The 6351-nt window shown below is 60.4% G+C and carries 7 protein-coding genes; 3 read left to right on the top strand and 4 right to left on the bottom strand.

The annotated features are described in order from the left end of the window. The first annotated feature begins 399 nt into the window (after nt 1-399). A complete protein-coding gene (locus AC1DU9_RS15940; RefSeq protein ID WP_223457402.1) occupies nt 400-1440 on the top strand; it encodes a GGDEF domain-containing protein in 1041 nt (346 codons plus the stop codon). Between the two features lie 132 nt (nt 1441-1572). Here AC1DU9_RS15940 and AC1DU9_RS15935 read toward each other — a convergent pair whose 3' ends face one another. After that, nucleotides 1573-2532, bottom strand: coding sequence for an HlyD family secretion protein (locus AC1DU9_RS15935; RefSeq protein ID WP_218431934.1), 960 nt, complete (start codon nt 2530-2532; stop codon nt 1573-1575). Nucleotides 2533-2535: 3 nt separating this feature from the next. After that, nucleotides 2536-2907: a DUF3302 domain-containing protein gene (locus AC1DU9_RS15930; RefSeq protein ID WP_223457403.1), complete on the bottom strand. Its 372-nt coding sequence runs from the start codon at nt 2905-2907 to the stop codon at nt 2536-2538. A 151-nt stretch (nt 2908-3058) separates the two neighbouring features. On the opposite strand from AC1DU9_RS15930, the gene AC1DU9_RS15925 reads away from it, so the two are divergent. After that, on the top strand, nt 3059-3721 hold the full coding sequence (locus AC1DU9_RS15925; RefSeq protein ID WP_223457405.1) for a hypothetical protein: 663 nt from the start codon (nt 3059-3061) through the stop codon (nt 3719-3721). Between the two features lie 77 nt (nt 3722-3798). Further along, on the top strand, nt 3799-4881 hold the full coding sequence (locus AC1DU9_RS15920; protein ID WP_223457407.1) for a sterol desaturase family protein: 1083 nt from the start codon (nt 3799-3801) through the stop codon (nt 4879-4881). A gap of 164 nt (nt 4882-5045) precedes the next feature. Here the strand turns inward: AC1DU9_RS15920 and mug are convergent, their stop codons facing one another. Next, nucleotides 5046-5555 carry a G/U mismatch-specific DNA glycosylase gene (gene mug / locus AC1DU9_RS15915; protein ID WP_477810457.1) on the bottom strand — a complete coding sequence of 170 codons (510 nt, stop codon included), beginning with the start codon at nt 5553-5555 and terminating at the stop codon, nt 5046-5048. Further along, nucleotides 5548-6174, bottom strand: coding sequence for a TetR/AcrR family transcriptional regulator (locus tag AC1DU9_RS15910; protein WP_477810456.1), 627 nt, complete (start codon nt 6172-6174; stop codon nt 5548-5550). The genes mug and AC1DU9_RS15910 overlap by 8 nt, the downstream gene beginning before the upstream one ends. Nucleotides 6175-6351 lie beyond the last annotated feature (177 nt).

Below are 6351 nucleotides of genomic sequence, written 5' to 3'. Positions count from 1 at the left end.
CGCTCCCACAAAAAAGCATGGTGCATTACCTCGGGTGCAAGCTTTGCCGCCCTCGTGCAGTGGTGATGGTAGTCAGTTAAAACGCAGGCCCCCTGTGGGAGCGAGCTTGCTCGCGATGAGGCCATCAGCTTCAACATCGTCGTTGGCTGATACACCGTCATCGTCGGAACGCCGCCCGGAGCAGGCTTGCTCCCACCAAAAGCTGGCTGGCGAATCGTGATACCGCGTACCGTCGGCGCCAGAACATGGCCGGTTTGATGCCGACCAACAGTAGATCGGGCCTGTGGGGCCGGCGTACCGGGTTGAAATGATTGTGTAATTCGGGATGGTCGTTTGTCGGGCGTATGGCTATGCTCAGCGAGTTTGCCAATCGCCAATGATAACAACCACAGTGAAACCATGAGCCAATCAGACACGCGTGCGACTGTTCTAGCGCTGTATCCAGAAGACTCCCGCGAGGCGGCGGCGTTGCTCAAGCAGGCAGTGCCGCTGATGGTTCGTCACAACATTGCGCCCAACCCGGTGCACTACGCGCTCTGGTACACCTACAGCAAAGGCCAGGAGCCGGAGCTCAATCGGCACCTGGACCGGTTGGTCAACGACTTCGACTATTTCCCGCCGGAGTCGGCCACCAAACTGTTTCGCGAGTACATCATCCGCGATGAGCTGGCGGATGTCCGTTCCGGGCAGCAGGACGCAATCAACCTGGTCGACGACATGGAGCGCGATGTTTCGCGCAGCGTGAAAGGCAACCAGAACTTCCAGGCCAGCCTCGGCCAATACCTGCAAATGCTTGAAGAGCCCGCCAGCGAGCACTTGCCGAGCATCCTGATCCAGCTGCAACAGAGCACCCGGCTGATGCAGGGGCAGCAGGAGCATTTCCTCGCCCAGTTGCAGTCGGCGCAGCATGAAATCAAAAGCCTGCGGGACAAACTGGAGCGCGCCCAACTGGCCGCGACCCTCGATGGCCTGACTGAATTGCTCAACCGCACCACCTTCAATCGCAAGCTCGAGCAGGCGATGAACAACGCGGCGACCGGCGTGGCACTGGTGATGCTGGATATCGACCACTTCAAGCACTTCAACGACCAGTACGGCCATCCCTTGGGTGACCGCGTGCTTCAACATGTCGCCCAAGTGCTGCGAGACTCGCTGCCGGCCGAGGCCATTGCCGCACGTTACGGTGGTGAAGAATTCTGTGTCGTGCTCAAGGATTGCCCGGATCTGGCAGCCGCCGGTGCTTTTGCCGAGCGCCTGCGCCTGAAAATCCAGTCGCTGCGGGTCAAGGCCCGGGGTACTGACACGGTGCTGGACACCATCACCGCGTCGTTCGGCGTGGCTCATGCCAAACCCGGTGACACGCCGGAAACCCTGCTGACCCGTGCCGACGATGCGCTGTACCAGGCCAAGCGCAACGGGCGTAATCAGGTACGTCAGTAGCCTGACGTAGCGGTGGGTGCGATTTGGCCGAGGATGAGTACACCTTGCGCACCTGGCAACGTTCCCAGGCCGGTTCGCTGAACCGGCAACTGACCCCATTCAAGGATTGAGTCAGTTGCCGTCGCTGCCGGATCAGTGGAACGGGAAGATGTAGTTCATCCACGCCGCCATGCGCAGAAGGATCTTGCGCATCATCGCGATGTGATGGAAATGCTGGCTGTACAGCGCCGCCTGGCCATAGGCCCCGCCGGGCATCTGGTCGGCGTACTGGGCATAGTCGGGATCGGTGATTTCAATGACCACCGGGACCCGGCCGGCCGGTGGTGAGCCGGTGAAGCCGAGCAGCGTGCCCGAAGGCTGGACCTGGCCTTCGGCGATGACCGAAACCACGGTTTTGACCTTGCCTTCGAAAACCTTTCCGGGAATGCCATCGAAAGCGACTTCGGCCTCGTCGCCCTCGGTCAGGCGCAACAGGCTGTTCTGCCGCATCCACGCCGCGAAGTAATGCCCTTCGGCGGGAATGAAGACCATCGAGGGGCGCAACGGCAACTTGGTCGCCATCATGCCCGGACGCAACGAAACGTGGGTGACGAAGCCCTTGCTCGGCGCGCGGACGGTGGTGTTGTCGAGTTCGTACTGTACGTTGTCCAGTTGTGCCTTCAGGTCATCACTGCGCGCGACCACAATGTCCAGTTCCCGTTGGGTGCCGAAATTACGCTTGATCAGCTCGGTGATCCGGGCGCGATCGGCCTGGGCGGCAATCAGTTGTGCCTTGAGGGATTTCATCCGGTATTCGAAAGGCGTGGGATCGATGCGAAACAGCACATCGCCTTTTTCCAGGGGCTGGTTGGCCTGCACTGGCACGTCGATTACCTGGCCACTGACCACGGGTATCACCGGAACCGATACGAAATAGGAACGCGCCACCTCGGAGTAGGGGTGGTTGTAGTTCATCGTGAAAATCAGTGCGCCGATGATCACGATCCCGCCCAGTACGGCTGTGGGCACCGTCCATTTGTTCAGGGGAATGCGGAAGATCTTGAAGATGGCAACGCAGAGTGCGGCATACGTCAGAATGAGTAAAAGATCCATGGCTCAGATGCCCTCGCCGAGATTGTCCGTTGGCAGCCTGCCCGGTGCAGTGCCGGTCGCCGCCTCGAGGCGCTCGATCCGCCCTTGCAGTTCGGCGACCTGTTGTTCGAGGTGAACCACATGGCTTTTTGCTGAATGTCCGTCACTGAAACCCCAACCCCGGTCCTCTCGATAGGCCATCGCCCAGATCCACAGGAACGGCCAGAGCGCGTGCAGGGTGAACAGGCTGACCCAGCCGGTGGCATGGATCGCATCCTGGTGGGGGTGGTTGCGGTGGACGGCAATTTCATAGGGGATGTCGTGGAGCAGGATGACCCCGTAGAACAAGATGAGCCCGACAAAGATCAGCAGGCCCAGCGCGAAGTAATCAAGCATGAATCACTCCTCTTGAAACAGGTGACGTGTGCGCATGAGTGTAGCCGTTCAATCTACACTTGACGGGGACGCGGATACCCAGCTTGAGCAACCCGTGCCTGGCCGAAGCGTTGACCGATATCGTGCAGGCAAACCCGGGCGAGGTGAAATCATGCAAACCACTGGTCAATTCGAAAGGGCGCCTGTACTTGACCCCGTCGAGCGCATTACCGAGGTGATCTTCGGCCTGCTGATGGCCATGACGTTCACCGGCACTATCAGCGTGGCCACGGCAGATCAGGCAGCCGAACGCACGATGATGATTGCCGCACTCGGTTGCAATCTCGCCTGGGGACTGGCCGATGCGGTCATGTACCTGTTGCGCGCACTGGTCGAGCGCACGCGCAGGATCAAGCTGTACCTCGCCTTGCGCAATGGCGCGGACGCCGCGGCCGGTCAGGCACTCGTTGCGCAAGTGTTGCCGGTGCAATTGGCGGCGGCGGCCGGCAGCGAAGGCCTGGAGTTGTTGCGCCGTCAACTGCTCGAGCAGCCCCCCTTGCCGACCAGGGCGGGCCTTGGCTGGAACGACTTCAAGGGTGCTCTCGGTGTTTTCCTGTTGGTCGTGTGCTCGACATTTCCGCTGGTGGTGCCGTTCATACTGCTCGATCAGACGGCACTCGCCATCCGCCTGTCCAACCTGGTGGGCCTCGTGGTGCTGTTCATCGCCGGCTGGATGCTCGCCAGATACGCTGGCGCCACGCAATGGCAGGGTGGGGTGATCATGGCCGCCACGGGGGCCGTGCTGATCCTGGCAATCATTGCGCTGGGTGGCTGACAGCTGGTCGTAATTCAACACACTAAAGACTCATTCTCATTTAGTATTGCCCTTCCATTTACGTCGGGCAGCCTGGTATGGATGTTCTTGTCACTATCCATCTTTATTTATCCCAGTGGGTGATCGAGCCGGTCACCCGGCAGTTCCTGGGCATTTTCGACTTCAACGGCAGACTCGGTCTATCCTTTCTCTGCATGTCTTACGGCGTCGCTTATTGCCTGTTCCGCTGGCGCAAATCCCGGGGCCTGACCGACGTGCGCACGTTCGGCCAGTTCATCGGCGGTCGCCGGGTTTACCTGCACCGCTCGGCGCTGCTCGACTACCGTTATTACTTCGTACTCGCCATCCTCAAGGTTGCCCTGGTGCTGCCCATCGTCGGCCTGGTCGATCCGTATGTCTTGCGTTCAGCGGACTACATCGCGTTTTTCACCCACCTGTGGGGCGCGCGCACGCAAGTGGAGGAGCACCTGGCGCTGACCCTGCTTTATGGGCTGGGTGTATTCCTGGTCAAGGATTTCAGCCATTACTGGGGTCATCGCGCCTTTCATTCGCGGTATCTGTGGGCCTTCCACAAAGTCCATCATTCGGCGCCCGTGCTGGTGCCGGCGACGGCCAGTCGGGTGCACTTTCTGGAAGAAGTGGTCGAAAAACTCACCGACATCATCTGCGTCGGCGCCTTTGCCGGTGTCTTCTGGTACGCCTGCGGCGGGGAGATCAGCCGCTATACGCTGTTTGGCGTGACCTACGTGGTGTTCATCTTCAATAGCCTGGCGGCCAACCTGCGTCACAGCCATGTCTGGTTTTCCTTCGGGCCGGTGCTTGAGCGGGTGCTGAGCAGCCCGGCACAACACCAGATTCATCACAGTGATGCGCCGCGACACTTCAACAAGAACTTCGGCATCAATCTGTCACTGTGGGACTGGATGTTCGGTACGCTGTACGTCACCCGGTCCACACCCGAGGCCATTCAATACGGCACCGGGGAACAGGATCACGAGCGTTACCTGACGCTGCGGGGATTGATCGTCACGCCTTTTGTCGACATCGCGCGCAAACTCCTCTCTGGGAAACGCGCGAAAGCACAGCCTGAAAGCGGATCTGATCCGTATTTTTCAGCGCAATCTGCCTCTGTAACGGATACAGCCGCCAGCCCACAATAAGTCTTCGGTACGGTGTTCGGGCGGCGCACGCCGCCCCTGTACCGCCAATTCATAGTGTGGGAGGCCCCATGGCCAAGATGACGATTTTTCTCGGCGGTTTTCTGCTGTTGACCATCCTGATCGGTATGCTCGCGACGATTCCTCCGACATGATTGCACCCGCTATCAGTCGTCGACAGCCCGGCGCAGTTCGCGGTAGGCCGTGACCAGTTGCTCGAGGCTGAACCCACGATTTCTTCCGCTGGGGTTGGGCAAGACCCAGACCGAGGCATTGCCGAAGGTTTTGGTTTGCAGGCCCCAGGCAATGTCGCGCTGACCGGACAGCGCGCCATACGCCGCCTTGCCCAGAAACGCCACGAAGCGCGGCGCATGGCGTGCGATTTTCTGTTCGAAGGCCGCTGCCGCGGCGGTGAACTCGCGCAGGGCCAACTGATCCGCACTGGCCGTCGGCCGTTCCACCACCGCGGTCAATCCGCATCGATAGCTCAAGATCGTCCGATCGTCTTCCGGTCGCACAAGCTCTGGGGTAAACCCGGCGAGATGCAGCGTGCGCCAGAAACGATTGCCGCGCCCGGCAAAATGGTGCCCTTGGGCGGCGGCCGTCATTCCGGGGTTGATGCCGCAGAAGATCACGGCCAATTGCCCGGCGAGGATATCTTCGAGTTTTTCACYCACCGCAGATCACTCTGATCGCCTGGCGTGCCAACGCTGTCAGTTCGGCTCGGGATTTACCGGCCCGGGCACGGATCGAAATGCTGTGCAGCAGAGACGAGGCGAGCACGGCCAGGGCCGCCGGGTCTGCGTCGCCTTTCAACTCGCCAGCCTCTTTCGCCGCTTGCAGGCGAACTTCCAGATCGGCATCCAGCCGGCTCAACCGGTCGGACAACACCTCGCGAATTTCCGGGTCCTCGACGGCTTCAGTGGTTGCCGTGCCGATGGCGAAGCAACCCCGGGGCTGGCCGTCACCCGAGAAGTAAATCGATAACTGCCCCTCGTAGAAACGCTGCAAGGCCTCGGCCAACGGCAGCTCCAGGTCCGTCAGCGCCTCGTGCATGGACGCCGCGGCAAACTCCCAATATTGCTCCAGCGCTTTGATATAGAGCGCGTGCTTGTCGCCGAATGCTGCATAGAGGCTGGGGCGATTCATCCCGGCGGCGGTGGCGATGCTGTCGAGCGACGCGCCGGAATAGCCGGTGTTCCAGAACACCCCGAGTGCCTGCTGCAACGCTGTCTGCGGGTCGTAGGCGCGAGGGCGGCCGCGGACTTTGCCCTCTGTCGATTTATTTTGTGCCATGTCGTACAAAATCCTTGTCGGAGGATGGGTCGAGGGATATTCTTACACCATCGCACAAAATTAAGGAATCAGAAATTCCTTGTTCCAGGGTTTGTTGTAGCCGAGCGCGAACTGAGTGTTGCGGCGACGAAACCGACGCGCCGGGAGCGATCCTTCCGGCCGCGCACGGGCTTGCTT

Source organism: Pseudomonas sp. P4_C1 (assembly GCF_056402155.1).
The sequence above is the reverse complement of the archived record's forward strand: the minus strand, read 5'-3'. Positions and strand labels throughout refer to the sequence as shown.

Excerpts from the sequence above, each read along its gene's own strand:
- AC1DU9_RS15940 (WP_223457402.1), top strand. The coding sequence starts at position 400 with ATGAGCCAATCAGACACGCGTGCGACTGTTCTAGCGCTGTATCCAGAA.
- AC1DU9_RS15935 (WP_218431934.1), bottom strand. The coding sequence starts at position 2,532 with ATGGATCTTTTACTCATTCTGACGTATGCCGCACTCTGCGTTGCCATC.
- AC1DU9_RS15930 (WP_223457403.1), bottom strand. The coding sequence starts at position 2,907 with ATGCTTGATTACTTCGCGCTGGGCCTGCTGATCTTTGTCGGGCTCATC.
- AC1DU9_RS15925 (WP_223457405.1), top strand. The coding sequence starts at position 3,059 with ATGCAAACCACTGGTCAATTCGAAAGGGCGCCTGTACTTGACCCCGTC.
- AC1DU9_RS15920 (WP_223457407.1), top strand. The coding sequence starts at position 3,799 with ATGGATGTTCTTGTCACTATCCATCTTTATTTATCCCAGTGGGTGATC.